At 57.6% G+C, this 24,758-nt stretch carries 24 protein-coding genes; 12 read left to right on the forward strand and 12 right to left on the reverse strand.

Annotation, left to right across the window (positions count from 1 at the left end):
- The first annotated feature begins 148 nt into the window (after positions 1-148).
- Complete coding sequence (locus CPJ18_RS11480; RefSeq protein WP_245445395.1) at positions 149-1,678, forward strand: Ppx/GppA phosphatase family protein; 1,530 nt, start codon at positions 149-151, stop codon at positions 1,676-1,678.
- A 1-nt stretch (position 1,679) separates the two neighbouring features.
- Entirely contained in the window at positions 1,680-2,405 is a 726-nt protein-coding gene (locus CPJ18_RS11485) for an RlmE family RNA methyltransferase (RefSeq protein WP_103658399.1), read from the forward strand.
- A gap of 49 nt (positions 2,406-2,454) precedes the next feature.
- Here the strand turns inward: CPJ18_RS11485 and CPJ18_RS11490 are convergent, their stop codons facing one another.
- Positions 2,455-3,852: a DHA2 family efflux MFS transporter permease subunit gene (locus CPJ18_RS11490; protein WP_103584983.1), complete on the reverse strand. Its 1,398-nt coding sequence runs from the start codon at positions 3,850-3,852 to the stop codon at positions 2,455-2,457.
- A 214-nt stretch (positions 3,853-4,066) separates the two neighbouring features.
- On the opposite strand from CPJ18_RS11490, the gene CPJ18_RS11495 reads away from it, so the two are divergent.
- From CPJ18_RS11495 to CPJ18_RS11510, 4 genes are all read left to right on the forward strand, one after another.
- A complete protein-coding gene (locus tag CPJ18_RS11495; protein ID WP_103659076.1) occupies positions 4,067-5,050 on the forward strand; it encodes an MBL fold metallo-hydrolase in 984 nt (327 codons plus the stop codon).
- A gap of 174 nt (positions 5,051-5,224) precedes the next feature.
- A complete protein-coding gene (guaB, locus tag CPJ18_RS11500) occupies positions 5,225-6,730 on the forward strand; it encodes an IMP dehydrogenase (protein WP_077118806.1) in 1,506 nt (501 codons plus the stop codon).
- A gap of 89 nt (positions 6,731-6,819) precedes the next feature.
- Positions 6,820-7,239 carry an MAPEG family protein gene (locus CPJ18_RS11505; protein ID WP_103658401.1) on the forward strand — a complete coding sequence of 140 codons (420 nt, stop codon included), beginning with the start codon at positions 6,820-6,822 and terminating at the stop codon, positions 7,237-7,239.
- A 97-nt stretch (positions 7,240-7,336) separates the two neighbouring features.
- Positions 7,337-8,215, forward strand: coding sequence for a dienelactone hydrolase family protein (locus CPJ18_RS11510; RefSeq protein ID WP_103658403.1), 879 nt, complete (start codon positions 7,337-7,339; stop codon positions 8,213-8,215).
- A 222-nt stretch (positions 8,216-8,437) separates the two neighbouring features.
- On the opposite strand, the gene CPJ18_RS11515 is transcribed toward CPJ18_RS11510, so the two are convergent.
- The gene (locus CPJ18_RS11515; RefSeq protein WP_077101765.1) at positions 8,438-9,388 is read right to left on the reverse strand and encodes a LysR substrate-binding domain-containing protein; all 951 of its coding nucleotides are present in this window, start codon (positions 9,386-9,388) and stop codon (positions 8,438-8,440) included.
- A 191-nt stretch (positions 9,389-9,579) separates the two neighbouring features.
- On the opposite strand from CPJ18_RS11515, the gene CPJ18_RS11520 reads away from it, so the two are divergent.
- The gene (locus CPJ18_RS11520; RefSeq protein ID WP_103658404.1) at positions 9,580-9,861 is read left to right on the forward strand and encodes a DUF1127 domain-containing protein; all 282 of its coding nucleotides are present in this window, start codon (positions 9,580-9,582) and stop codon (positions 9,859-9,861) included.
- Between the two features lie 108 nt (positions 9,862-9,969).
- Here CPJ18_RS11520 and CPJ18_RS11525 read toward each other — a convergent pair whose 3' ends face one another.
- The 6 genes from CPJ18_RS11525 to CPJ18_RS11550 all read right to left on the reverse strand — a co-directional run bounded on the left by CPJ18_RS11525 (position 9,970) and on the right by CPJ18_RS11550 (position 16,619).
- Positions 9,970-11,343, reverse strand: a complete 1,374-nt coding sequence (locus tag CPJ18_RS11525) for a glutamate--cysteine ligase (RefSeq protein WP_103658406.1) — start codon at positions 11,341-11,343, stop codon at positions 9,970-9,972.
- 140 nt (positions 11,344-11,483) lie between these two features.
- A complete protein-coding gene (locus CPJ18_RS11530) occupies positions 11,484-12,221 on the reverse strand; it encodes a 16S rRNA (uracil(1498)-N(3))-methyltransferase (protein WP_103658408.1) in 738 nt (245 codons plus the stop codon).
- A gap of 40 nt (positions 12,222-12,261) precedes the next feature.
- Positions 12,262-13,770 (reverse strand): inorganic phosphate transporter, encoded by a 1,509-nt coding sequence (locus CPJ18_RS11535; protein ID WP_103658410.1) that lies wholly within the window; start codon positions 13,768-13,770, stop codon positions 12,262-12,264.
- Positions 13,771-13,833: 63 nt separating this feature from the next.
- On the reverse strand, positions 13,834-14,337 hold the full coding sequence (locus tag CPJ18_RS11540) for an NUDIX hydrolase (RefSeq protein WP_103584976.1): 504 nt from the start codon (positions 14,335-14,337) through the stop codon (positions 13,834-13,836).
- A gap of 207 nt (positions 14,338-14,544) precedes the next feature.
- On the reverse strand, positions 14,545-15,285 hold the full coding sequence (locus tag CPJ18_RS11545; RefSeq protein ID WP_103658412.1) for an HAD-IIB family hydrolase: 741 nt from the start codon (positions 15,283-15,285) through the stop codon (positions 14,545-14,547).
- Complete coding sequence (locus CPJ18_RS11550; RefSeq protein ID WP_103658415.1) at positions 15,282-16,619, reverse strand: glycosyltransferase family 4 protein; 1,338 nt, start codon at positions 16,617-16,619, stop codon at positions 15,282-15,284. Before CPJ18_RS11550 ends, CPJ18_RS11545 begins: the two co-directional genes overlap by 4 nt.
- Before the next feature lie 215 nt (positions 16,620-16,834).
- On the opposite strand from CPJ18_RS11550, the gene CPJ18_RS11555 reads away from it, so the two are divergent.
- The 3 genes from CPJ18_RS11555 (at position 16,835) to glcF (ending at position 20,995) form a co-directional block, all read left to right on the forward strand.
- Entirely contained in the window at positions 16,835-18,274 is a 1,440-nt protein-coding gene (locus tag CPJ18_RS11555) for an FAD-binding oxidoreductase (protein ID WP_103658417.1), read from the forward strand.
- Positions 18,275-18,279: 5 nt separating this feature from the next.
- Positions 18,280-19,479, forward strand: a complete 1,200-nt coding sequence (locus tag CPJ18_RS11560; RefSeq protein ID WP_103659077.1) for an FAD-binding protein — start codon at positions 18,280-18,282, stop codon at positions 19,477-19,479.
- 208 nt (positions 19,480-19,687) lie between these two features.
- Entirely contained in the window at positions 19,688-20,995 is a 1,308-nt protein-coding gene (gene glcF, locus CPJ18_RS11570; RefSeq protein ID WP_103658418.1) for a glycolate oxidase subunit GlcF, read from the forward strand.
- 180 nt (positions 20,996-21,175) lie between these two features.
- Here glcF and CPJ18_RS11575 read toward each other — a convergent pair whose 3' ends face one another.
- On the reverse strand, positions 21,176-21,886 hold the full coding sequence (locus CPJ18_RS11575; RefSeq protein WP_103658420.1) for a L,D-transpeptidase: 711 nt from the start codon (positions 21,884-21,886) through the stop codon (positions 21,176-21,178).
- Positions 21,887-22,074: 188 nt separating this feature from the next.
- Between CPJ18_RS11575 and CPJ18_RS11580 the strand changes: the two genes are divergently transcribed.
- Positions 22,075-22,704, forward strand: a complete 630-nt coding sequence (locus tag CPJ18_RS11580; protein WP_103658422.1) for a DNA-3-methyladenine glycosylase I — start codon at positions 22,075-22,077, stop codon at positions 22,702-22,704.
- The gene (locus tag CPJ18_RS11585; RefSeq protein ID WP_103658424.1) at positions 22,701-23,144 is read left to right on the forward strand and encodes an SH3 domain-containing protein; all 444 of its coding nucleotides are present in this window, start codon (positions 22,701-22,703) and stop codon (positions 23,142-23,144) included. Before CPJ18_RS11580 ends, CPJ18_RS11585 begins: the two co-directional genes overlap by 4 nt.
- Before the next feature lie 22 nt (positions 23,145-23,166).
- On the opposite strand, the gene copM is transcribed toward CPJ18_RS11585, so the two are convergent.
- From copM to CPJ18_RS11600, 3 genes are read right to left on the reverse strand one after another with little or no spacing between them, the layout of a single operon-like run.
- Positions 23,167-23,538, reverse strand: a complete 372-nt coding sequence (gene copM / locus CPJ18_RS11590; protein WP_103658426.1) for a CopM family metallochaperone — start codon at positions 23,536-23,538, stop codon at positions 23,167-23,169.
- 55 nt (positions 23,539-23,593) lie between these two features.
- Entirely contained in the window at positions 23,594-23,935 is a 342-nt protein-coding gene (locus CPJ18_RS11595) for a hypothetical protein (protein ID WP_188348515.1), read from the reverse strand.
- Positions 23,936-23,993: 58 nt separating this feature from the next.
- The gene (locus CPJ18_RS11600; protein WP_103658430.1) at positions 23,994-24,755 is read right to left on the reverse strand and encodes a hypothetical protein; all 762 of its coding nucleotides are present in this window, start codon (positions 24,753-24,755) and stop codon (positions 23,994-23,996) included.
- Positions 24,756-24,758 lie beyond the last annotated feature (3 nt).

Consider the following 24,758-nt stretch of genomic DNA (forward strand, 5'->3'; position numbering starts at 1 on the left):
GATATCGTTGGCAGCTCATATCTCCCGCATTTTTGCCCTGCAAAAACTGGTTGGCTAAAATGATGGGCGCTGATATGCTGGGCGCAACGTAACTTATGGACGCCAGCAGCATTGCTTTCAGCTTTCGCGCGGCGGAATGGATAAAACAGTGACAGACCCCGGCAACGGCACAACGCCGTCGGAATCAGGGGCGTCGGCGGTGGAAAAAGGGGACGCGAAGCGTTCCCGTCGTGGCAAAAGCAGGCGTAACGGGAAGCCCCGAAACGTTGCTGCTCCGTCACAGCTACGCAATGCCGATTCCCCACCGGATTCCTTATCCAATGGCCATGTCGAGCCAGATGCGGAGCCGCGAAAGCGCAAGCGCCGCAGGCGTTCGCGCGGGCAGGGCGGGGGGCAGACGACACCTGCTGTCACTGCAAAGGTCGAGCAGGGATCGCAGACCCCTCCATCTCAAGGTAAGCGTAGTTCTCGTGGCGGGAAGCGTAATCACCGCGGCCCGCAAGGCAGGCCGTTGGTGCCAACGCATGCGCCCAAGCCGGCCGCACGGCAAAACGGCGTTGCCTCGCCCGCTCATACGGCTTTGTCGGAAGATCAGCGCGGCCATGTTCATTCCCGTCCGCAGGGCTCTCATCGGGACGCCGGGTTTGATGGCAGCGCGGACATGTATGCCGCGCTCGATCTCGGCACCAACAATTGCCGCCTTCTGATCGCACAGCCGACACGACCCGGACAATTCCGCGTCGTGGATGCTTTTTCGCGTATCGTGCGGCTGGGGGAAGGCCTGGTATCCACCGGTCGCCTGTCCGATGATGCCATGGACCGTGCGGTCGAGGCCTTGCGTGTCTGCGCATCGAAACTGTCCGGACGCTCCATTCGCCGCATGCGGTTGATTGCAACCGAAGCCTGCCGCGCGGCAGTCAACGGCGAGGAGTTTCTGGAGCGCGTTACCCGCGAAACGGGCCTTCAACTGGAAATCATCAGCCGCGAGACCGAAGCCCGTCTGGCGGTGTCCGGCTGCGCATCGCTTGTCGGTCGCGAAGCGCGTTCCGTCGTGCTGTTTGATATTGGCGGCGGCTCTTCCGAGATCGCCGTCATTCATGTCGGCGAAAATCGGTCCAACCGGCTTGCCAACCATATCACGCATTGGACGTCGCTGCCGGTTGGTGTCGTGACGCTGTCCGAACGGCACGGTGGACGAGACGTAACACCCGAAGTCTTTGCGGCTATGGTCGGCGAGGTCGAGGGACTGCTGGACGGGTTCCATTGCCCACCTCTCGGTGAGGTCGCGCACGAGGACTTCCACCTGATCGGAACCTCGGGAACCGTCACCACGCTTGCAGGCGTGCATCTCGATCTGCCACGGTATGATCGTCGCAAGGTCGACGGTCTGTGGTTGTCGGATGACGAAGTGACGGCCATGCAGGACAAATTGCTGGCCTGGGATTTTGCAGGCCGTGCAGCGAACGCCTGCATCGGGCCGGATCGTGCCGATCTGGTGCTGGCTGGTTGCGCCATTCTCGAGGCCATTCGCAAGCGTTGGCCTTCACGGCGCATGCGGGTTGCCGACAGGGGGCTTCGCGAGGGGCTTTTGACGGATATGATGGCAGATGATGGCGCATGGCGTCGCACACGAATTCGCCGGGCACAGATGCAAGGCAAACCGGAATGGAAAGTTTGATATGACCAAGGCGCCCATTAGTACCAATCGTACCGGACGCAAGATCGGCCAGAAGGTGAAGAAGGCGAAGTTGAAGCCGTCTTCTCGCCGCTGGATCGAGCGTCACATCAACGACCCCTATGTGCAGCGCGCAAAGCTGGAGGGCTACCGTGCCCGCGCGGCGTTCAAGCTGCTGGAAATCAACGATAAGCATCAGATTCTGAAGGATGCACGCCGCATCATCGACCTTGGTGCCGCACCCGGAAGCTGGTCGCAGATTGCCGCCAAGGTCACAGACTCGACCGAAGATGATATCCGCGTCGCCGCCATCGACTTCCTCGAGCTCGACCCGATTCCCGGCGTCAAGATTCTGCACCTCGACTTCCTTGATCCGAGCGCACCTGACCTTCTGATTGAATCTGTCGGTGGTACGCCGGATCTGGTTTTGTCGGATATGGCGGCACCGACCACCGGCCATCAGAAGACCGACCACATCAGAACCATGCATCTGTGCGAAGTGGCGGCGGATTTTGCCGTGCAGGTGCTGGCCGAAGGCGGTCACTTCCTGGCCAAGACCTTCCAGGGCGGCACGGAAAAAACATTGCTGGATATGCTGAAACAGAACTTCAAGCAGGTCATCCACATTAAGCCAGCGTCTTCGCGCTCAGAGTCGGTGGAAATGTTCCTGCTGGCCAAGCACTTCAAAGGCCGCAAGCCTGTTGAACCGGTTGCTCAAGACAACGAATAGAGTGAGTGACGTGGAATAGAGCTTTTGTGCGGAAGACTGCGCAACGGTTCTATTCTGCTGGTTGTGATGCCTTGCCACGGTGGCCAGAAACCGCTGCTCCTGCGCTGCGGTCCATGGCAATCAGCGGCAGGATGGCGATAAGCGAAATCACGGCCACCACCGTAAAGGCCGTGTGGAAATCGGACAGCTGCAAATGCGCCCCGGACACGTAGCTGCTGACTTCGAGGATGGTGGCGGCAAATGCCACACCCAGCGCCAGGCTGATCTGCTGTAGCACTGATGCCATCGACGTCGCCTGGCTGGCTTGCGAGTCTTCAATGTCAGAATAGCCGAGCGCATTGGTACCGGTGAAGAAGAACGAGCGGGCAAAGCCTGCCGTCACCAAGAAGATCATAATCAGCGGATAAGGCGTATCGGGCGTGAAGAACGCATTAGCCGCCGTGGTGCAGGCACCGACGATGCCAGCGCCGATCAATATGCTTCTAAAGCCGGTTGCCGCAAAAACCCGCCGCGCCATGAACTTTGTGGTGATAGCGCCGATCGCGCCGGCAAAGGTGATCATGCCGGATTGGAACGGGTTCAACCCAAAGCCGATTTGCAGCATCAGCGGCATGAGGAATGGAATGGCACCCGTTGACACACGGAAGATCGTGCCGCTTATCGATGCTGCCCTGAAGGTCGCATTGCGGAAAATTTTGAAGTCGAGGATCGGTGCCGGGTGTCGTTTTGCATGGTGCCAGTACCAGAAGCCGCAGATGAAGCCGATGATGGTCGCTGCGATGCCGACAATGGGTGGCAGAGCGGGCAGGCTGACCACCGAAACGCCAAAGACGACGCCGGATGCGGCGATGCCCGACAGGATGAAACCCTTAGTATCCATCGGCGGCGGATTGGTGGTTTCGATCTCCGGCAGAAAGATCGTTGCCAGCCATATGCCGATAACGCCGATCGGCACGTTGATGAGGAAGATCCAGTGCCATGAGAAATAGGTGGTGATGAAGCCACCGATGGGCGGGCCGGTCAGTGGCCCGACGAGACCGGGTATCGTCAAGAGTGCCATGGCAGAGACGAGCTCGGTGCGCTTCGTCGTGCGCAGCAGAACAAGTCTCCCGACCGGTGTCATCATCGCTCCACCCATGCCTTGCAGAAAGCGCGAGACGACGAATTCCACCACTGACGAAGATACAGCACAGCAGATAGAGCCGATGACGAAAATGGCGATAGCAATACGGAAGATTTTCTTTGCGCCGAACTTATCCGCCATCCAGCCGCTGATGGGAATGAAGATTGCCAAGGCCACCATGTAGGAGGTCAGTGCGAGCTTCAGCGTGATCGGCCCGACATTCAGGTCGGCGGCAATCGCGGGCAGGGATGTCGCGATGACGGTCGAATCCATCTGCTCCATAAAAAGGGCGACGGCGAGTATCAACGGAATGATGCGGTTCATGGGGTGATTGCGGCAGGCCGCATCCTGAGAAAGTCGTTAAATCCTACCTACGCCCCTGCGCGCGGTTTGCCAACTAAACATTCTGCAACATTACGCTTTCCATCACGTCTGTGTGAAATTGGTTTTTTCTACACATTCTCGGCACTTTACCGATGATAGTGCGTTGGGGTGTAGAGACATAATGCTGGAGGATTTCATGAGCAGTTTTTTAAAGATGAATAGGCGCAGTTTGTTTGCTGCTGCGGGGATGGGGGCCATTGCCGCGCCCTTCGTGCTGCGCAGCACCGCGTTTGCACAGTCAACCCAGCCACAAACATCCATGAAGGTCGATCACGCCATGCCACCAGAAACAAACCGCTTCAAACTTGGAAAATTCGAGGTTCTGGTCGTCAAGGACGGCGCACGACCATCCGGCAAGCCGAATGAAACCTTTGGCCTGAACCAGAGCGCCGAGACAGTCGGTGAATTGCTGGACAAGAATTTCCTGCCGAAGGACCAGTTCGTCAACAGCTTCTCGCCCGTGTTGATCAACACCGGGTCCGATCTCGTCCTGTTTGATACGGGCTTTGGCGAAAGCGGGCGCGAAGCCGGTAACGGTCGTCTGCTCGAAGGCCTTGCCGCTGCTGGCTACAAGCCAGAGGACGTAACCGTGGTCGTGCTCACGCATATGCACGGCGACCACATCGGCGGCTTGATGGAAAAGGGCACGCCGGCATTTTCCAAGGCACGTTACGTCATGGGCCAGGTTGAGTATGATTTCTGGACGGATGCCAAGCGCGTCGGCACACCGGCGGAAGGCGGACAGAAAGGCGTGCTGGCCAATGTGAAGCCGCTTGCCGAAAAAGCGACCTTCATCGGAGACGGCGCAACCGTCGTATCAGGCATTACCAGCGCTGCTGCATTCGGCCATTCCCCCGGCCATATGACATTCCACGTCGAATCGGAAGGAAAGCAGCTGGTTCTGACGGCCGATACTGCCAACCACTTCGTGCTGTCGCTTCAGCGCCCGGACTGGGAAGTGAAGTTCGACATGGACAAGGCCGCAGCCGCTGCCAGCCGCAAGAAGGTGTTCGACATGATCGCCACCGACCGCGTCGCGTTCCTCGGTTATCACATGCCGTTCCCTGCAGTTGGTTATGCCGAGAAGCAGAGTGAGGGTTATCGTTTCGTGCCGAAGTCGTACCAGTTCGACATTTGACACTGCTGCATAGCTGCAACAACAAGACCCGGAACGTGTTTCCGGGTTTTTTCTATTCCCTTCCTGTCATGAACGTGTTACCAGCCCTCGCCAACTTCCAAGCAATCCTTTGCAGGGCCGCCGGTGGACTTTTCCTTCCGGGACGGCTTGCATTTTCAATACAGGAATTTGGCCATGGCACGTATTATACAAACTCCCACCGGTCTCGACGCTCTGACATTCGATGATGTGCTGCTTCAGCCTGGGCACTCCGAAGTCATGCCGGGCCAGACCAATATCGCAACACGCATTGCCCGCGATATCGAACTCAACCTGCCGATCCTGTCGTCTGCCATGGATACCGTGACCGAAGGTCGTCTCGCCATTGCCATGGCGCAGGCCGGTGGCATCGGCGTCATCCACCGCAACCTTTCCCCGGTCGAACAGGCCGAAGAGGTCCGTCAGGTCAAGAAATTCGAAAGCGGCATGGTCGTCAACCCTGTCACGATCGGCCCGGATGCGACGCTTGCCGAAGCGCAGGCGCTGATGAAGACCTACAGCATTTCCGGTATCCCGGTCGTCGAAAATGGCGGCTCCGGCGGTCATAAGTCTGGACGACTGGTGGGCATTCTCACCAACCGCGACGTGCGCTTCGCGTCTGATCCTGCCCAGAAAATCTATGAACTGATGACCCGCGAAAACCTCGTGACGGTCAAGGAAAGCAGCGTCGATCAGCAGGAAGCCCGCCGTCTGCTGCACAAGCACCGCATCGAAAAGCTGGTGGTTGTCGATGCCGCTGGCAATTGCGTCGGCCTTATCACCGTCAAGGACATCGAAAAGTCGCAGCTCAACCCCAACGCCACGAAAGATGCGCAAGGCCGTCTTCGTGCCGCTGCTGCCATCAGCGTCGGTGCAGATGCCATCGAACGCGCAGAGCGTCTGATTGCGGCCGGTGTCGATCTTCTGGTGGTGGATACCGCCCATGGTCACTCGCAGCGCGTTCTCGATGCCGTGACGCAGGTGAAGAAGATGTCGAACTCGGTTCGCATCATCGCTGGCAACGTCGCGACGGCTGATGGCACCAAGGCATTGATCGATGCCGGTGCGGACGCCGTGAAGGTCGGTATCGGCCCAGGTTCGATCTGCACCACACGTATCGTGGCTGGCGTTGGCGTTCCGCAACTCGCAGCCATCATGTCGGCTGTTGAGGCTGCCCGCGACGCCGATATTCCTGTTATTGCAGACGGTGGCATTAAGTTCTCCGGCGACTTCGCAAAGGCCATCGCTGCCGGTGCATCCGCCGTCATGATCGGCTCGCTGCTGGCTGGCACGGATGAAAGCCCGGGCGAAGTGTTCCTCTATCAGGGCCGCTCCTTCAAGGCCTATCGCGGCATGGGTTCCGTCGGTGCCATGGCACGCGGCTCGGCAGACCGTTACTTCCAGGCGGAGGTGCGCGACACGCTGAAGCTGGTTCCTGAAGGCATCGAAGGTCAGGTGCCTTACAAGGGCCCGGTATCCGGCGTTCTCCACCAACTGGCTGGCGGTCTCAAGGCTGCCATGGGTTACGTCGGTGGTGGCACCATCCCGGAATTCCAGGAGCGCGCCACCTTCGTTCGCATTTCTGGTGCGGGCCTGCGCGAAAGCCACGCCCATGACGTGACGATCACCCGCGAAAGCCCGAACTATCCCGGCGCGGTTTGATCTTTAAACCACGCGATAATATGATCATGAAGACGCGCTCCCCGAACCGAACCGTTCGGGGAGCGTCTTGCTAAAAAGGATGCAAATAGATGTCACCGACGACCGCAATGTTCTGGCCCATGATCGCCCACGCCTTTCTGGTCTTTGGTCTCTATGTCCTGCTTTTCATTCGCCGTAAAAAGTTTACCTTCACGAACAAGGATGCGTTCAAACGCTTCCGCGATGAGGGCGAAGAGGCGCAGCAAAGCCTGCTGGTCAACAAGAACATCGCCAACCAGTTCGAAATGCCCATGCTGTTTCATGCGGTGTGTCTGCTTCTTTACATCACCGATGCGGACAACATCGCCACCATCATCCTCGCCTGGATATTCGTGGTCGGCCGTTACGCGCATTCCTATGTGCATGTGACCAGCAACAGGCTGCGTTACCGCGCCCCTGCCTTTGCCGTCAGTTTTGCAGCGCTCGTGCTGATGTGGGGCTGGATGGTCGTCTGGCTGGCGTTCGAGTAATCGCGAAAAGTTGTTTCGCCGATCTCCGGTCGTCGCACCAATCGTGATGCTTTTCGGTTATGTATGATTTTCCAGCTATGTGTGATGGGAGCATACGATGACTGAAGGCCCGAAGATTTCGCAGGCGATGATCGATGCCTATGATGAATATACGCATTTAAGCCTCGACCGCCGCAAGTTCATGGAAAAGCTGACGTTGCTGGCAGGCTCCGGTGCTGCGGCTGCGGCCATTGCTCCTCTGCTAGCGGCCAGTGGCGCGCAAGCTGCCATCGTCCCTGAAACGGATGATCGTCTCGTGGCCGAGGATGTCACCTATCCCGGCTCAAATGGCGAGATGAAGGGCTATCTCGTCACCCCCAAGGACGTGTCCAAGCCATTGGGCTCCGTCATCGTCATTCACGAGAACCGTGGTCTCAACGCACATATCCGCGACGTCGCCCGCCGTATGGCACTGGAAGGCTTCGTTGCCCTCGCTCCCGACTTTCTATCACCACAGGGCGGTACGCCGTCTGACGAAGACAAAGCCCGCGAGATGTTCAGCGGTCTGGACATGAACGCCACCGTTGCCAATGCGGAAGCCACCCGTCTCTGGCTGACGAAACGCGATGGCTCCAACGGCAAAGTGGGCGCTGTCGGCTTTTGCTGGGGCGGTGGCCTCGTCAATCGTTTTGCCACCAAGTCGCAAGGGTTGAATGCCGGTGTCGCCTATTACGGCGCGCAGCCGCCGGCCGAGGACGTTCCCGCCATCAAAGCGCCGCTGATGTTGCACTATGGCGGTCTGGATGAGCGTATCAATGCTGGCATCGATGCTTACCGCAAAGCGCTGGAAGCCAATGGCAAGACATTTGAAATCTTCGTCTATGATGGCGTTAATCACGCGTTCAACAATGACACGTCGAGTGCGCGTTATGACAAGGCCGCGGCAGATCTTGCGTGGAGCCGGACAGTCGAGTTCTTCCGGAAGAATTTGGGGTGATATAGTTCAGGGCAGCGCGTGTGGCTTACCCCCCTCTGTCCTGCCGGACATCTCCCCCACAAGGAGGGAGATTGGCAAGGCGCATGCTCCACGCCATCCGCAGCCTTAGAAATGGGCGAGAGGTTTCAACGAGTCGATCTCCCCACCTGTGGGGGAGATGTCCGGCAGGACAGAGGGGGGTAAGCCACACCCACTGCCCTAGCTACTATATCAAAAACCCCATCACCACCCCGGTGCCAACTGCCCCGTGCGCACGCGCGCCAATTTCGGAAACGCCTTGATATCATCGTCCAGCTCATCTGGCGGGGATGCCAGAGAGATGTTGTCGAGGCAGGCGGTAATGTGATCGGTAATGGCGTTGATGAGCGATGGCGACAGGCCGGGGCGTTTCATCAGACCGATCTGTACTGGCGGAAGAGGCGGGAAGCCGTCTGCCGCCGTCAGCACCTTCATGCCGGTTCTGAGCGTTGATTCCGGCAGGACCGAAACGGCCATGCCGGCGAGAACGGCAGCGGCGATGACGGTTGAGGACCAGCTTGTGAACAGAACCTGATAATCGCGGCCATCGGCATCGAGCGCCGAAGCGGCCAGTTGTCGCCATTGGCAATCCCGACGTCCAACGGCCAGTGGCACAGGCACGTCGTCGCGCAGCGGATGGTTGGCAGAGGCCACCCAGCAAAGTGGCTCGGTGCGCACGATATCTGACGCGCGGGCACGGGGATTGTGGGTAACGAGCGCGATGTCCAGCTCTCCGCGTGCCATCTTTTCGGCAAGGCTGACCGATGGTTCGCACACGATGTAAAGCTCAACATTCGGATGCGTCTTTGCAAACCGCCCGATGATCTCGGGCATGTAACGGTCCGCGTAGTCATCCGGCGTGCCAATGCGTAACGTGCCTTCTAGACGGTTGTCATCGAAAGCGGCAACGGCCTCGTTGTTGAGACGGATGATGCGGCGCGCATAATGCATCAGCTTTTCGCCCTCAGCCGTCAGCCTGTTGCCACGCCCATCCTTGGCGAAAAGCTGCTTTCCCAGTCGCTCTTCCAGCCGCCGCATCTGCATGGAAACAGCCGACTGCGTTTTGAACACGCGGTCTGCTGCCTTCGTGAAACTTCCGGCATCAACAATGGCGATGAAGGTGTGCAACTGGTCTATGTCGAGAGGTGCGGACATGAGCGGCCATCCATAAGAATGATTGATGGCTCACATTAGAAACATTCGTTGGACTGATCAATGGTCTTGCGACATTTTGACGCCAGAAGCAGCAAATAACCAATTGGTCATCCGAAGGTGACCAGACCGGCGGCCTTCACGCATGGGTGTGAAGGCAGTGCCTCATCGTGCCTAAATGAAGGGATTGTGTCATGCGCACGGCAGAACGGAAAATGGAACTGGGTTTGATCGCACCACGCGCCGCGTCTTTCGAGCAGGCGGCAGCAGGCGTGGGCAAAGGTTTCGTGACGTTTCTGCGCCGCATTGCCAATCGCGTTGCCGCCAATCGCCTCGTGGAGATGGACGACCATCAGCTCGCTGATATCGGTCTGACCCGCAGTGATTTGAGGAGCGCGCTCGACACGGGGATCATGGAAGACCCCACGACCCGGCTTGCGCGCATTGCCAGAATGGCTGCGGCGAAGGCGTTGTAACTCAACGCAAGCCTTCAATCAGTTTCCCCGCAGGGTGATTTGCCAATAAGCCCTGCCTTTGCCCGGTGTCTGCCCTCGAGCTGCACCGGGCTTTTTTATATCCGGCCCTCAGTATTGGTATTCGTCGAAAACCGGCAGAACCGACTGGCCCCAACGGCCATTATAAAGCGCCAGCAAGTCCTCGGCCAACGTCGCCTTCTTTGCCAGAACCTCATCCAAAGTCGTCAGGAAGACACTCTCATCCTGCCCGTCATCGTTCAGGCGCTTGCGATTGCGTAGGCCTTCACGGGAAATAGAGACGGTCTCGCGGGCGATGTCGAGAAGATCATGGCCTGCGACCTTGGCCTTGAGACCGAGAGCCGGAACGGTGTCGCGCATGGCGATGACGTCGTCGACGGTCCAGTCCTTGGTCAATTCATCAGCAGCGGACAATGCGCTGTCGTCATAGAGAAGACCCACCCAGAACGCAGGCAACGCGCAGATACGGCGCCACGGACCGCCGTCCGCGCCGCGCATTTCCAGAAAGCGCTTCATGCGAACATCGGGAAACAGAGTGGAAAGATGGTTCGTCCAGTCACCGAGATTGGGCTCCCATTCGGCAATCTGGCCCTTCAGTGCGCCGTTCATGAACTGGCGGAAGGTGATGTCGGTACAGTCGCGATATTTATCGTCACGAACGATGAAATACATCGGTGCGTCCAGTGCCCACTCCACATAATCCTTGAAACCGAAATCAGCTTCGAAAGTGAACGGCAACACGCCGGAGCGGCGGTTGTCGGTGTCACGCCAGATATCGCCACGCCAGGACAGAAGTCCGTTCGGCTTGCCCTCGGTAAAGGGCGAAGACGCAAACAGCGCCGTTGCCAGCGATTGCAGCTTCATCGAGACGCGCATCTTGCGGCGCATGTCGTCTTCCGAGGAAAAGTCGAGATTAACCTGGATTGTGCAGGTCCGGTACATCATGTCCAGCCCCTGTGTGCCGACTTTTGGCATGTAACGGGTCATGATCGCATAGCGCGACTTCGGCATCTGCGGTGTTTCTTCATAGGTCCACAGCGGGCTGCCGCCTATGCCGAGGAAGCGAATGCCCATGGGCTCGGCAACCTCACGCACGGTCGCCAGATGCCGGTTGGATTCCTTGCAGGTCTCATGCAGATTTTCCAGCGGCGCGCCAGAAAGTTCGAACTGACCGCCGGGCTCGATGGAGATGGCGCCCATGCCGCTCTGTTCGCTGAGGCCGATGATGTTGCCCTCATCGATGATCGGTTCCCAGCCGAGTTTCTCCTGCATGCCTTTCAGCAGAGCAGAAATGCTGGCATCGCCAAAATAAGGGACTGGCGTGTTGTCTTCGCGAAAGAAGGCGAACTTCTCGTGCTCGGTGCCAATGCGGAATTTCTCAACGGGTTTGCAGCCGCCCGCCAGATAGTCGGTCAAATCCTGTACGGAGGAAATGGGTGTCTGGTCGGTCGTGTCGCGGGCCATGGAGTTACCTTATGGTCGATGTTTGGCTTTTAGGCTTGTTGAATTCGCTGATAGGGTGCGGCACTGGCTTACGCAAATGAATTTCTTTCAAGCATGGCCAAAGGCAATTGTTTTGCTCCATCGCCGTGCCTCGTAGGCCTCTATTTCCAATCGCCCACGGTTGCCTGGATCACTGCAAGCGCTGCGACGGCCGCAGTATCGGCGCGCAGAATACGGGGTCCAAGTGGAATGGGTGTGACAGACGGGTGGTCGCGCAGCAATTGGCGCTCCTCTTCCGAAAAGCCACCTTCAGGGCCAACCAGCAGAGCGAGTTGCTTCTCCTCGATGCGGCTCAGAATCGATAAAGGGTTCTGCCCCTCATCGCCTTCATCACAATAGATGATGCGACGGGATGCGTCCCAACTTTCCAGCAGGTCCTTCAGCTTTATCGGCTCCAGAACCTGCGGCACGGCCAGAATGCCGCATTGTTCAGCTGCTTCGATGACGTTTGCACGTAGTTTGTCGAGATTGGTGATCTTGCCTTGAACATGTTGCGTCATGACCGGCTGGAGCACGCCTGCGCCCATTTCCACCGCCTTTTGCACCAGATAATCCATGCGGCCAGTTTTGAGAGGCGCAAACAGATAGTGCAAGTCTGGCGTCTCCGGTTGCGGTCTCGTTTGTTCGCTGGCCGTCAGCAGGATTTTCTTGCGGGTGGGGTAGGAGAGCGTCGTCTTCCACTCGCCATCCCGTCCATTGAACAAGAGAATTTCGGCACCATCCGTCAGGCGCAATACATTGGCGAGATAGTTGAACTGGTCGCTATTGGCTTCGATAGCCTCGCTCTGGCTAAGCGGCTGGCTGACGAAGAGCCGTTGCATTCGAAAATTGGCGCGCATGTTTCTCTTTGATTTCGGTTTGGATCGTCGTCACTCGAGCCTAGATAAACACAATATACATGATTCCATAGAGCGCTGCCGCCAGTACCGCACTTGTGGGCACGGTAATGATCCAAGCGGCGACGATTGTCATGAAGTGTGAACGGCGAACCAGATATCGGCGGCGAACCTCGGAGGAGTTTTCATTATCCTCATCGCTTGTGTCGCTGTTATCGGTGACATCTGCACGCACCGTATCCTGACGAGTTCGCATCCGGTGGGTGTACCATTCGCGGAAGAAACCAACGCCGAAGATGGCACCAATGGCCGTATGCGTGGTGCTGACCGGTAATCCCAGCCGGGATGCGACCAGCACCGTCAGCGCTGTCGACACCGATACGCAAAAGGCCCGCACCGGGTTGAGTTTGGTGATTTGTTCACCGACCAGCCGGATGAGGCGCGGACCGAACAGCAGGATGCCGCAGGACAGGCCGAAAGCACCGATCAGCATGACCCATTCCGGTGCGCGGGCGGTATCGCCAACGAATTGACCTTGAGTGGCGCGCACAATCGCCACCACCGGGCCAATCGCGTTGGAGACATCATTCGCACCATGGGCAAAGGACATCAGTCCTGCGGCTAGAATGAGGGGCCAATGAAACATCTTGCGCAAGGACTGATTGCGATTTTCCAGCCCCTCGGATTGCTTGCGGATGAGCGGAACGCACAGACGCCAGCTGAGAAGGCCAATCGCCAATCCCAGCAGGCTGGCCGTTCCGAGCGAAACCAGCACGACATTATGTAGCCCGACCCAGATGAGATAGGCGGTGAAAATGCCGCTCATGACGCCGATGAGAACCGGAACCCAAAGCCGTGCCGCCTCAATCTTGTCGTCGCGGTAGATGATGAATTCCTTGATGAAGGCAAGGAGCACAATGGCGAAAAAGGCGCTGATGAAAGGGGTCGTCATCCAGGCCAGCGCAATCTTTGACAGGGAGAACCAGTCGACTGCGCTAAATCCATAGGCCGCCGTACCGGCACCTGCGACACCGCCGACGATCGTATGGGTGGTCGAGATCGGTGCCTTGACGAAATTTGAGAGGTTGACCAGCAGGCCCGCCGTTATCAATGCAGCCAGCATCGCCAAGGTAAAGATTTCGGTGTTGGGAATGGTTTCGACGCTGATGATGCCGCGGGAGATGGTTTCGACCACGTTGCCGCCGGTGATCAACGCGCCCAATACCTCGAAGACCGCAGCCATCAAAAGTGCAGCCGTCAATGGCAGCGCTTTCGCACCCACGGCAGGCCCGACATTGTTGGCCACGTCCTTGGCACCGATGTTCAGCGCCATATAGGCACCGATGATCGCCGCAGCCACGATAATGATCGCGCCGGGTTTACCGACGACATATGCGCTGGCAAAAAGCGCTGTCATGATCAGAAAAAGCAGGCCGACGCCCGGTGCCGTCAAGCGGTCGGTGATGTGAAAGGTAGCCTCTTCTACACGCGTAACCCGATCAAGATCCTTGTCCAGCGTCGGCTTCATGCGGTTGGGAGGTGGTCGCGCCATCAATCTGCTTTCATCTGCGGCTTTAGCCGCGTGTGCAGGCGTTTTAGCGGCTTTGGAGTGGGCTTATAAATTTACGTTTTTTTGAGCGGGTCGCTGTTGTGTTTGCGCCATTTGTTGATCGAAGGAAAGGAAAAGTTCCTTCAACTCAGGCTCATTCACACGGTGCGATGCTTCCACAGGCGTGACCCATTCAAGGGTACGGCTTTCGCGCTCTGGAAAGTTTTTGACCAGATCTGTAACCTCGAGCAAATGCACCTGCACCCGGCACATCACCTTCACGCCATTGCGGAGTTTTTTGTCGTAGTCGAAAAAACCGAAATGATTTTTATCGACGTTGCCACGAACCCCGGCTTCCTCGAAAGCTTCCTGTGCGGCAACCGCATGGGCCTTCTTGCCGTCCATCGGCCAGCCTTTGGGAATGACCCAGCGACCCGTGTCCCGGCTCGTCAGCAACAGAACTTCCGTCACGCCCTTCTTCCTGCGATAGCAAAGCGCCGCGTATTGCTGGCGCGGAGGGCGGCGCAGCATCAAGCAGACGTCAGTTGCCAATCGGGTGAGCACGTTCAATGGGGTTCATGTCCTTCAAGTTACAGTCATTTTATATACAATAATTCTAATGTTATGACCAGATAGGTCACGCCATACTGCCGTACAGGATATGGAATGATTCGCTTGATTGTCCGGCGGTTACTGACCAACGTCAATGAGCCGGAAGCAAAAGCTTCAGCATATTTGATGTTCAACACATATCTTATGTGATCGAAACTTGCGTCTTTATAAAGACAGCCAGTATCTCAGGCCCGACATGACCCCATCTGCCTCTGCTTCTGAGGCAGAAAAGACACGGGTTTTGTCCTTCGCCAAGGCCTTCAACTCCGGCAAGGCGTTGGAAACGACGATGCCACGCACGTCAGGCAGTTCAAACATGGCGCGGTCATTGCCCGTATCTCCGGCGACCACCACCTCGTCGAGTCCAATGTCTAGGTGGTTACACAACCATGAGATTGCGGCACCCTTGTCGGCGGCGCGGGGGAGAATATCCAGATCACGATTGCTGGAATAAACGATGCGGGCATCGATATCATTGTCCGCCAGGCGTTGCTCGATAGCGGAAATCTCGGCGTCGCTGGCATCATGCAGATACCAACTGGACTTCAACGGATGCTGATACCGTTCAGGTTGAACACGCGCGCCTGATACGGTTGAGAGGAGAGATACAATCTTATCCGTATCAAATGCCTGCCCGAGAGAGGTGGCGTAAGCCTGTCGCAATGATGGCTGGTCGCGACAGGACAGCATGGTGCCGACCCCACCGATGACATAATCGGGGGAAGGGAGTGGCACCTCTTCCATCAGTTCGAACTGGTCGTCCAGAAGGCGACCGCTGTTGAACACCAGCAACGGACGCGTTTCTTTCGGCAAACCTTGCCAAAAATCCCTGAAACGGGCCGTTGCGTCATTGTTACCAACAACGGTCCCGTCGAGGTCTGTGAAGAATATACGGACCTGTTTCAATCGCCATCATTCCATGGTTCAGCCCAATCGGCTTCTTCTAGGACAGGCATCATGGTACGGCCTTCAACCAAGGCAAGAAGCTGCTGTGCGATGCCGGTCCAGGTGAACAGGCTACGGGCCTTGTGCGCGCCCATGCGTGACAGACGACCATAGAGCCTGTCGTGCTTGAACGGCTTCATCATGGTGATGCCGAGGTCTTCCTTGTCGAAAGGATCGGCAAACAAGGCATGTCGTCCGTAGCTGATTGCGCGGAACAAGCCGCCATGGATCGTTACCACGGTTGGCGTACCGCTAGCCATCGCTTCGATGGCTGTCATGCCGAAGGGTTCATACCGACTTGACAGCACGAAAAGGTCGGCTGCGCGATAGATGTCCGGCAAGTCCTCATCTTCCACGTAACCGGAAAAGACGACTTTATCCTCAAGGTTGAGGGACTTCACTCTATCCTTGAGTTGGTTGAGGATCGTCGTTTCCTGCTCGTCCATATTCTCGCCGCCGACGGCCAGATGAAGACGGGCCTCCGGCTCTCTCGCTGCCAGAACAGAGAAACCATCAATCAGCAGGTCATAACCTTTGTTTGTGGCGAGACGCCCCAAGGCCAGAACGGTCTTGCCTTCAAAGCCGAAACGCTGACGCAGCATCTGCCGCGAGCCTTCGGACACAGGGAAAAACCTGTTGTCGTCATAGCCCGGCGGGATCATGTGAATGTGTTTGCGCTTCAGGCCATAATCTTCAATCAGCACATCCAGCTGCACCGGCGTGGTCGCAATGACCATGTCGCAGCTGCGATAGACAATTAGTTCGTGCTGGATGCGTTCCTTGAAATTGAACTCCAGCTCGAACGTATCGGCTTTTTCCGGATAGTCGGTTTCCATCTGGCGTTTCTTCCAGATGCCTATGGAGTGCGGCGTGTGCAGATGCGGGATTTTCAGCGCTTCGGAAAGTCGTTGTCCGGCGACTCCGGCATCCCAATAGTGGCTGTTGATAAACGTGTAATTCAGATCGTTTTTCTTGATGAAACGAAGCGCATTTTCGCACCATTCCATCATATGGCGGTGGAGGTATTCCTTCGGAATGAAATTCTTGCCACCGCAGGGAATGCGAACGACCCGCACACGCTCATCGACTTCGTCGATTTCTGGCTGGTCTTCAAATTGGCGGGTATAGAGATCGACAGTATATCCTAGCTGGCCAAGTTTACGGGCTAGTTCGAGCACGTAAACGACCTGTCCTCCGGTGTCAGCAGCGCCCAATGGCGGCTGTGCGGCTACGTAGCCATGTGTCGATATGAGTGCTATCCTTGGATAGCGTTCAGTTTCGCTCGTGGTAATCATAGCGTCCCATCGTAATAAAAATTTCCAGGCAACCTGTTGAAAAGCACACGCTGCGGAAAAAGTTCCATCAAAACGAGATAAAATTTCTCAAATGTTGTTTTGTACGAGCTTCAGGCTGTATCGCTTTCGGCTCCGCGAGCAGAGCTTGCGTCGAGGCACCAAAGACCCGTAACATCACGGCACGCATCGCAAGGAGGGAGGCCTGTGGAGCTACCATGTCGCAAACCATAGAGTTTCTAAAGCCGCGCGCATCCGTTCTCGCCAGCCGAGATAGAATCGTGGCTGATCTTGCCGATCTTCTACCGCCGGAATGTCTGGTGCATGAAGCGCGAGAGCTCGTTCCGTTCGAAACGGATGCCTTCGTCTCCTACCGAAGACTGCCTCTGGCTGTCGCCTTGCCGAAAACGACGGCGCAGGTTGCTGCTGTCATGAAGTATTGTCATCGCTACGGCATTCCCATCGTGCCGCGCGGTGCAGGCACGTCGCTGTCCGGTGGAGCGATACCGCAGGAAGATGCCGTTGTGATCGGTCTCTCCAAAATGTCGGAAATCCTCGAGCTGGACTTCTTCAACCGCACCGCGACCGTGCAGGCGGGCGTCACCAATCTGTCGATTTCCGATGTCGCAGGCCCGCAGGGTTTCTTTTACGCGCCTGATCCCAGTTCCCAACTGGCCTGCACCATCGGCGGCAATATCGGCATGAATTCCGGCGGCGCGCATTGTCTGAAATACGGCGTAACCACCAACAATCTGCTCGGCGTGAAAATGGTGCTGGTGGATGGCACGGTGCTGGAACTGGGTGGCAAGCATCTGGATGCCAGCGGCTACGATCTGCTCGGCCTCGTCTGCGGTTCAGAGGGCCAACTCGGCATCGTGACGGAAGCGACGGTGCGGCTGATTGCAAAGCCGGAAGGCGCACGGCCGGTTTTGTTTGGGTTCGAAACGTCCGAGGAGGCGGGTTCCTGCGTGGCTGATATCATCGGTTCGGGCATCATTCCCGTGGCCATCGAATTCATGGATAAACCGGCCATCGAAATCTGCGAGGCCTTCGCCAAGGCCGGGTATCCGCTGGATGTCGGCGCGCTGCTGATTGTCGAAGTTGAGGGATCGGAAGACGAGATGGACGCCATGCTGGCGGATATCGTTGCCATCGCCCGCAAACACGGCGTCAAGAAAGTGCGCGAATGCCAATCTGCCATGGAAGCCGCCGCCATCTGGAAAGGCCGCAAATCCGCCTTCGGTGCGACGGGCCGCATCTCCGATTATATCTGTATGGATGGCACGGTGCCGCTCAGCCAGCTTTCCTATGTGCTGCAAAAGACGGGCGAAATTGTCGATAGTCTCGGCCTTCGCGTCGCCAATGTCTTCCACGCGGGCGATGGCAATATGCATCCGCTCATTCTTTTCAACGCCAACGACCCGGAAGAAGCCGCAAAAGCAGAAGAGGCGGGCAATCAAATCCTGCGTCTCTGCGTCGATGCGGGCGGCTGTCTCACCGGAGAGCATGGCGTCGGCATCGAAAAACGCGACCTGATGCGGCATCAATATTCTGACGCCGATCTGGCGCAGCAAATGGCGGTGCGCTCTGCCTTCGATGAGGGCTGGATATTGAACCCTTCCAAAGTCTTCCCGCTGGATGGGCGGCCTGGGTCATGAGAGACATGCTTCTGCCCACTGGTGAAACCGAAGCTGCCGATATCATCCGCGACCATGCGGAGGCCCGCCGGGCGTTGGCGATCTTTGGCGGAAACACACGCTCTGGCTTCGGCAACCGCGTCGGGGCCGAGGCGTCGCTGTCATCGCGAGCGATCACCGGCATCGTCGCCTATAATCCCGCCGAAATGGTTATGACCGTCAAAGCCGGAACGCCGGTGGCGGAGGTTGAAGCAGCATTGTCATCTGCCAATCAGATGATGTGCTTCGAGCCCATGGACCACCGCGCCGTGATGGGCACGGCAGGAGAGCCGACCATCGGCGGTATCTTTGCTGCCAATGTGTCCGGCCCGCGCCGTTATGTGGCGGGTGCGGCGCGCGATAGCCTTCTCGGCATCCGCTTCGTCAATGGTCAGGGAGAGCCGATCAAGGTAGGCGGGCGGGTGATGAAGAATGTCACCGGGCTCGATCTGGTAAAACTGCTGGCGGGCTCTTACGGAACGCTCGGCTTCCTGACGGAAGTTACCTTCCGTGTCCTGCCGGTGCCGCCTGCGCAGACCACGCTCGTCATATCCGGCCTCGAAGACGAAGCCGCCACCCATGCCATGGCCGCCGCTATGGCAACCAGTGTCGAAGTCTCAGGTGCCGCGCATCTGCCGGAGAGTGTCAAGTCACGCTTCCTGAGCGGATCACTGCCGGATGGCGCGGCAACGGTGTTGCGGCTGGAGGGGCTTGGTGCTTCGGTCGAGGCGCGGTCGCAGAAATTGCAGACCATCCTATCTCGGCTCGGGCATTCGGTGTTTCTTGGTGAGGACGACAGCAAGACACTATGGCGGGAGATCCGCGATGTGACGCCCTACGCCGCCAATCCAGCCAAACCGCTCTGGCGCGTGTCCGTTGCACCCTCGCAAGGCCACAAGCTGGTGGCGGCGCTGCGGCTGGAAGCCGGTATCGATGCGTTTTATGACTGGCAGGGCGGGTTGGTCTGGATGCAGATGGAACACGATCCAGAGGCGGATTTGATAAGCCGCCACATCAGAGCTTTGGGTGGTGGCCATTCGACTTTGATACGGGCGTTGCCTGCGTCTCGCTATGGCCTCGCAGGCTTCGAGCCACTTCTGATTGCTGAGCACGAACTTTCTAAGCGCATCAAGGCAAAGCTTGATCCGGCGGGGATTTTTAATCCGGGGAAGATGGGAATATCATGATGGTCGAATTCGCGGCTCACCCCCCTCTGTCCTGCCGGACATCTCCCCCACAAGGAGGGAGATCGATTTGCGGTGACCTCCCGCCCATCTCTGACGTCGAAATTGAAGCGATGTTCGTACGCCCAGCCGATCTCCCCACCTGTGGGGGAGATGTCCGGCAGGACAGAGGGGGGCGCATCCGCACCTACGTCCAACGAGGCCTCCTCTAATGCAAACCTCCTTTACCCCCCAGCAACTTGCCGATCCCAACGTCGCAGAATCCGAAAAAATCCTGCGCAAATGTGTGCATTGCGGTTTTTGCACGGCGACCTGTCCTACTTATGTGACACTGGGCAACGAGTTGGATAGCCCGCGCGGACGCATCTATCTCATCAAGGACATGCTGGAAAACGACCGCCCGGCGGACGCCCAAGTGGTAACGCATATCGACCGCTGTCTGTCTTGTCTTGCTTGCGTAACCACCTGTCCCTCCGGCGTGGACTACATGCATCTGGTCGATCACGCCCGTATCCACATCGAAAAGACCTACCAGCGGCCCATCATGGACCGCCTCATCCGCAGCCTTCTGGCCTCTGTGCTGCCGTACCCGAACCGGTTTCGCCTGGCACTCAAGCTCGCTCGCCTTGGCCAACCCTTTACAGGATTGTTTCGCAAGACCAAAGCGCTGAGACCTTTGGCATCGATGCTCGATCTGGCCCCGAAAACCACTCCTGCACCGTCGGCTTTCGCAAATCCCGGCACCCAAGCCCCGCAAGTAGAAAAGCGTGGTCGGGTCGCCATTCTCACCGGCTGCGCCCAACCGGTGCTCGACCCTGATATTAACGACGCGACCATCCGGCTTTTGACCCGCCTTGGCGTCGAGGTGGTGTTGCCGGAAGGAGAGGGCTGTTGCGGCGCGCTGGTGCATCATATGGGCCGGGAAGAGCAGGCGCTGGCCTCGGCGCGGCGCAATGTCGATGTGTGGATGCGCGAGATCGAACGTGGTGGCCTGGATGCCATCATCATCACCGCATCGGGCTGCGGCACCACTATCAAGGACTATGGCCACATGCTGCGGCTGGATGCAGCCTATGCAGACAAGGCGCAAAAGGTCTCAGCGCTGGCCAAGGATATAACCGAATATCTCGTCGGTCTCGACCTGCCGCCGCTGGAGCGAAACGGCCTGACGGTTGCATATCATTCCGCCTGCTCTATGCAGCATGGCCAGAAGATTACGGCGGCACCAAAACTGCTGCTGAAAGCGGCAGGCTTCACCGTGCGTGATCCAGCAGAGGGGCATCTCTGTTGCGGTTCGGCTGGAACCTACAATATTCTTCAGCCTGAAATATCGGACGAACTGAAAGCGCGGAAGGTGAGGAATATCGAGGCGACGAAGGCCGATATCATCGCCACCGGCAATATAGGCTGCATGACACAGATCGCGAGCGGCACCCAGATTCCCATTCTGCACACGGCGCAATTGCTGGAGTGGGCCTATGGCGGCAATAGACCGAACAAGATTGAAGCACTAAAATAAAAAACGGGCGGTTTGACCCGCCCGTTCTTTAATATCCGGCTTGCAGCTGGAAAGCGCTTCCGGCCCTTGACGTCCCCCGCCAAAGTTTATGCGCGGAATTTAACGCATTCCTGCCATCCGGCAAGCACGTTTAGTTCATTTCACAACTCTTCGACGCGAAGAATGACTTGAGCGTTGCTATCAGATCACAATCACGCGGGTGCCGACATTTACGCGCTCGTAAAGATCGGTCACATCTTCATTGCGCATGCGGATGCAGCCTGACGAGTTGTTGCTGCCGATGGTCCACGGCTGGTTGGTGCCGTGAATGCGGTAAAGCGTGGAGCCAAGATACATGGCGCGCGCGCCCATGGGGTTCTGCGGGCCACCCTCCATGAAGGCTGGCAGGTAATGACCCTTGGCGGCTTCGCGGGTGATCATTTCCTGCGGCGGCGTCCAGCTTGGCCATTCGTTTTTGCGGGTGATCTTGTGCGTACCGGCCCATTCGAAGCCCGGCTTGCCAACGCCCACGCCGTAACGCCGGGCTTTTCCATCCGCCATGACGAGATAAAGAAAGCGGTTGGGCGTATCGATGACGATGGTGCCGGGTGCTTCCTTGCCCTGGTACTGTACCATCTGCGGCAGGAATTGCGGGTCGATCCGCAGACGTGGCGCATTCGGCCTTGCAGCCACGGCCTGCGCACGCGGCTGCTGAAACAGCGACGGACGGACGGGGCGCTGCGGGTAAACGACCGGGCGAACCTGCGCACCGCCAAGCTGCATGACCCACGGGGCTGTCAAATCGGGGCTGACGACCACAGGCGGGCGCTCCCGGTAGCGATCATTGGCAAGCGCTGGCATTGACATGGCGGAGAGGATACTCAGCGCCAGAAAAACGGATTTCATCGACATCGGGTGGACTCTCTACATGACACCGGAAAATAATCACCACGTTCGCACCTCAGCGACAGCGAATGGTAAATGGCGCTTCATGAAAAGCCGCGATTTGGCCGAAACCTTTTAATAAGGTTAGCGTACGGTTTTGAAACAAAGTGAATCAATGGTAATCACCGGCAGACGACGAAAAAGGCATTGTCTCCATGACTGAAACCGGACTTTCGACGGGTGAAGACGGCGTTATCCGCTGTTCCTGGCAGCAGGGGCTGACGAACTACGCGCTATATCACGATGAGGAGTGGGGCCGTCCAGTCAAGGATGACACGCGCCTGTTCGAAAAGATTTGCCTCGAGGGCTTTCAATCCGGCCTCTCCTGGCTGACGGTACTGCGAAAGCGCGAGGCGTTTCGCGCTGCGTTCTGCGGCTTCGATTTCGACAAGGTGGCAGATTTCGATGAGGCGGATATAGAGCGCTGCGTCACGGATAAGGGTATTATCCGCCATCGCGGAAAGATCGTTTCCACCATTAACAATGCCCGACGGGCCATTGAAATGCGCGATGAGTTTGGTTCGCTTGCTCGCTATTTCTGGAGTTTCGAGCCGAAGCCGGAAGAGCGCCCGCCCGTATTCGATTACGCAACCCTGCGCGCAAACCCTATCACGCCCGCCTCCACGCGCCTGTCGAAAGACCTGAAAAAACGCGGCTGGACCTTTGTTGGCCCCACCACCGTTTACGCATTCATGCAGGCCATGGGCATGGTCAACGACCACATTGAAGGTTGCCATTGCCGCTCGCGCATAGACACGCAAAGGCTGGAGTTTTCACGCCCGTGACCCGATTTTCACACATTCTTCTGGCGTCTCTTCTGACGGTATCGGTTGCCGCTCCCGCCCATGCGGAGCCCCGCAATGTCGATGGCATATGGCTGGACGATGGTGAAAGCCTGAAGTCAGCCGCGATGCCGGCATCCGGCCCGCTGGTCCTGAACGGCTGGACACGGCAGGGCCGGGGAGATGTCTACCGCCTCAAGGTCAAAGCTGGGGAAACGCTGAAGGTCACCCTCACCAGTCGTAGCGAATTCGTGGTGATGGCGATTTTTGACTTCGCCAAGCCGGATGACGATGCGATCTTTTTCAGCGAGGCGGGCAAGAACACGGCGGTGCTGACGCCTAAGGCGGATACGGAATGGCTGATCCGCCCCATCCTCGTGCTCAGCTCTTCACGCCGCGGCCTTGGCGCAAACTACACGGTCACGGTGGAGAGGCAGCCGTAAGCCGCCTCTCCACCGTCTCTCGTTAGTGGCCCTTGGATTTCAGCCAATCTTTCATCATGGCAATTTCCGCTTCCTGCGCCGCGATGACCTCTTGCGCGAGTTTGCGGATGCCCGGGTCCTTGCCATATTGCAATTCCACCTTCGCCATATCGATTGCGCCCTGATGATGCGGGATCATGCCGCGCACGAAATCCACATCGGCATCGCCCGTGTACTCCATTGACATATCGCCATGCATCTTCTCGCTGGCTTCCATGAAGGCCTTGGTAGAAGCGCTTTCGGCCGCAGCATCCTTGGACATGTCGTGGCCCGCATGGCTGCCATCCTGCGCGTAAGCTGGCATCATTAAAGCGGTGAGAAGAGCTGCGGTGAGGGTCATGGTTTTGATAGGCATGGATTATCCTTCCTGTGTCTGACAGAATCTGTTCGTGAATGTCTGAATTTGCCTGTCAGGCACGGGGAGGAGGCAGCGGCGGCGGCGGAACATTACCGATGAAAACCCGCTGCAAGTCGGGCTTAGGATAAGCGTGTGGTGCGCGTCCTTTTTCGGCAAAACGTAGATCGGGGATCAAAACAAGGCACGCCGCACAGAACGGCGCATGCGTCATGCTGCCCCGATGTGGGCACGGATCGCCTTTTTCGGCATTGTCAGACGAAGCCATCGGCATGGCATGGTCGCCATGCTCCATCTCTGAAACATGCATTTTTACGGCGTTCACTGGCATCGACATGCTGAGCGCTGCCTGTGCGGGCATCGCGCTGTACAGCACGCAGGTCAAAAACATCAACATGTGAACGAAAGAGCGCATGCACCAACTTAGCTGCTGAAAAGCGACAGGAAAATGGCGCTCAGGTGAGGTCGCTGGCAATCACTTTGTGGATGATCTGATAATCCCGGCTTTCCTCGCCAAAGGGCACGACCGGCCAGTCCCACTCTCTCGCGATTTTGGGCACCGTCAAGCCGTGCAACAAATCCTCTTTTTGATGTAGCGCGCCGTTTTTATCGATCACCTCGAACGCCGTGTCTGTCACGAGGCAGGCCTTGCAGGGCAGGCCGGAGAGGCTTTCGATATGGGCATGGATGAGGCGTGGCAATGTATTCTCCGGCATCGCATTTGCCGGTTCTTTCTCGAGCCGTTTGCGCACGCCGGTTCCGATCTGCGACAGCAGATTGGCGGAGATGACGAAGTCGAGATAAGGCACCTGCCGCAGGAAGTTTAGGGGTTCCAGCGGTTGGCCTGCTTGCAACTGGTCGTACCCGGACAGATCGCGGCTGGAGAGCACAGTGCTTCTTGCGTGTCGCCAAAGCCCGGCGCGGACACTTGCAAGATGCACGAGATCCACCAAAACAACGGTATCGAAGGCCGCTGCCAATTGTTTCAACGGTACATCTCGCAAAAGGCCGGAACCGAGCACGACAGCGGTGCGGCGTTGCCGAAGTTTCGCAGCCGCAGTTAAAATGAACCGCTGGCTGTTCTCCTCATGCTCCGCCCAAGCCTGCCTACAACGGTTCGCCCGCGCCCAGAGATTGACGGAATAGCGGATGTAGGGGCGAAATTCCGGCGGTGTCTTGCGATATGTCGCGGCATAATTGATGGCTTCGAGGATCATGGT

It is taken from the genome of Agrobacterium rosae, assembly GCF_002915175.1.
Classification (GTDB): domain Bacteria; phylum Pseudomonadota; class Alphaproteobacteria; order Rhizobiales; family Rhizobiaceae; genus Agrobacterium; species Agrobacterium rosae.